We start from the raw sequence: 2,151 nt of genomic DNA, 5'->3' as shown, positions 1-2,151 counted from the left end.
ACCGAGTGAGTCCGAGGCCGGCTGGGCCCCGCGCCGACCGCACTCGGCAAGTCGGCTACCCCGCTGCACGATCCGCTATCTGCATGCGGGCAGCGGATCGTGCAGCGGGGTAGCGGATCCGGAGGGGGGCGGTGGGTGGGGGGCGGTCAGCCGGCGGCGGCCACGTCGAGCATCGCCGCGCGGCTGCCGAGCTTGGTGCGTTCGCGGCCGGCGGCCCGTCCGAGCGAGCGCTCGCGGGCGTCGATCGCGGCCCAGCCGGAGCCGTCCACCACGGTCACCCCGCGCTCGGCCAGCAGGTCGCGCACGGCCTGCGGGTCGGTGCGCTCGGGCTCTGCCAGGGCGCCGGCGTCGAGGTCGGCGATCAGCAGGTCCACCGTGTCCACCGCGCAGTGGCGGTTGGTGCCGATCACGCCGGTGGGCCCGCGCTTGATCCACCCGGCGGTGTACAGCCCCCGCACGGGCTCGCCGCCGGGCCCGGTGAGCACCCGCCCGCCGTCGTTGGGGATGGTCGCGGTGGACGGGTCGAACGGCACGCCGGCGAGCGGGTCCGACCGGTAGCCCACGGCCCGGTAGACGGCATCCACGGCGATCTCCTCGACCTCGCCGGTGGCGCGCACCCGCGTGCCGTCGGGCTCGGTCCGCTCGAGGCGCAGGCCGGCCACGCGGCCGTCGACGCCGAGCACCTCGACGGGGGACCGGTGGAAGCGGAACCGCACCACGCGCCCGCCGGCGGAGAGGGCGGCGGCCTCGGCCTGGTCGGCCGAGGCGTGACCGGCCTCCGCCTGCGCGGCCGCCCACGCGGCCAGTTGGTCGCAGACCTGCCCGGCCCGGCGATCATGCTCCAGGTGATCGCGGGCCTCGTCGTCGTACTCCAGGTCGGCGGGGTCCACCACGATCGTCAGGCCCTCCACCTTGCCCATCTCCCGCAGCTCCAGCGGGGTGAACTTGGCGTACGCCGGGCCGCGCCGGCCGATCACGGACACCACCCGGGTGGCGCTGGCGGAGAAGCCCTCGCGGACGTGCTCGGGGATGTCGGTGGCCTCGAGCTGCCCGGGGGTGCGGACGAGCATCCGGGCCACGTCCAGGGCCACGTTGCCCACGCCCACCACGGCGGCGCGGCGGGCGGTCAGGGCCCAGTCGCGGTCGGCGTCGGGGTGGCCGTCGTACCAGGTGACGAACTGCGCGGCGCCGTACGAGCCGGCGAGGTGCTCGCCGGGGATGCCGAGCTCGCGGTCGGCCAGCGCGCCGGTGGCGAACACCGCCGCGTGGTAGAACCGCGGCACGTCCGCCACGGTGAGGTCGCGGCCGAACTCGACGTTGCCCAGGAAGCGGATCCGCGGGTCGGCGCCGATCGACTCCAGCGTGCGGGCGATGCCCTTGATGCGCGGGTGGTCGGGGGCCACGCCGTGGCGGAGCAGGCCGAACGGCACGGGGAGCCGGTCCAGGCAGTCCACCACGATGTCCCGGCCGTGCTGATCGGCCCAGGTGAGCAGGGCCTCGCACGCGTAGACGCCCGCGGGCCCGGATCCGACGACGGCCACGCGCAACACGGAATCCGAGGGAGTCGTCATGTCCCGATCGTCGCACAGATGGGCGACCCGGGGACCTCGACCCGACCGAACGGCGGGTGGGGGAGCATAATCGTCTCCCATGAGCGACTACGTGGGGGACCTCGATCCGCATCAGGCCTGGGATCTGCTCGCGAGCGAGCCGGACGCGGTGCTGGTGGACGTGCGCACCAGCGCCGAGTGGCAGTGGGTCGGCGGTGCCGACCTGTCGGGGCTGGGCAAGCACACGCTGGGCATCGAGTGGATGACCTCGGCGGGCGAGCGCAACCAGCGGTTCGTGGAGCAGCTCGCCGAGGCGGGCCTGGGCCCGGACACGCCGGTGCTGTTCCTGTGCCGCAGCGGGGCCCGGTCGGCGGCCGCCGCGAGCGCCGCCACCGCCGCCGGTTACGGCCCCGCCTACAACGTGGCCGAGGGGTTCGAGGGCGACCCGGACGACACCGGCCACCGCGGCACGGTCAACGGTTGGAAGGTCGCGGGCCTGCCCTGGCGGCAGTCCTGACCGGCGCGGCGGCCCGCCGCGCCCACCGAGTCCCGCCCATTCTACGAGAAAGCACAGGATGAAGAACAACGAGCTCCCCGACGG

At 75.2% G+C, this 2,151-nt stretch carries 2 protein-coding genes; one reads left to right on the top strand and one right to left on the bottom strand.

The features are described 5' to 3' along the window. Positions 1 to 146: 146 nt before the first annotated feature. Positions 147 to 1,571: an FAD-dependent oxidoreductase gene (locus tag B4M60_RS00975; protein WP_291079492.1), complete on the bottom strand. Its 1,425-nt coding sequence runs from the start codon at positions 1,569 to 1,571 to the stop codon at positions 147 to 149. Between the two features lie 79 nt (positions 1,572 to 1,650). On the opposite strand from B4M60_RS00975, the gene B4M60_RS00970 reads away from it, so the two are divergent. Then, on the top strand, positions 1,651 to 2,067 hold the full coding sequence (locus B4M60_RS00970; RefSeq protein WP_291079491.1) for a rhodanese-like domain-containing protein: 417 nt from the start codon (positions 1,651 to 1,653) through the stop codon (positions 2,065 to 2,067). The last annotated feature ends 84 nt before the right edge of the window (positions 2,068 to 2,151 follow it).

Origin of the sequence: Dietzia sp. UBA5065, assembly GCA_002415925.1 — a bacterium.
GTDB lineage: Bacteria > Actinomycetota > Actinomycetes > Mycobacteriales > Mycobacteriaceae > Dietzia.
This window is presented reverse-complemented; position numbering and strand designations above follow the sequence as displayed.

Bases quoted from the DNA above. Each gene is read 5' to 3' on its own strand.
- B4M60_RS00970 (WP_291079491.1), top strand. From the start codon at position 1,651: ATGAGCGACTACGTGGGGGACCTCGATCCGCATCAGGCCTGGGATCTG.
- B4M60_RS00975 (WP_291079492.1), bottom strand. From the start codon at position 1,571: ATGACGACTCCCTCGGATTCCGTGTTGCGCGTGGCCGTCGTCGGATCC.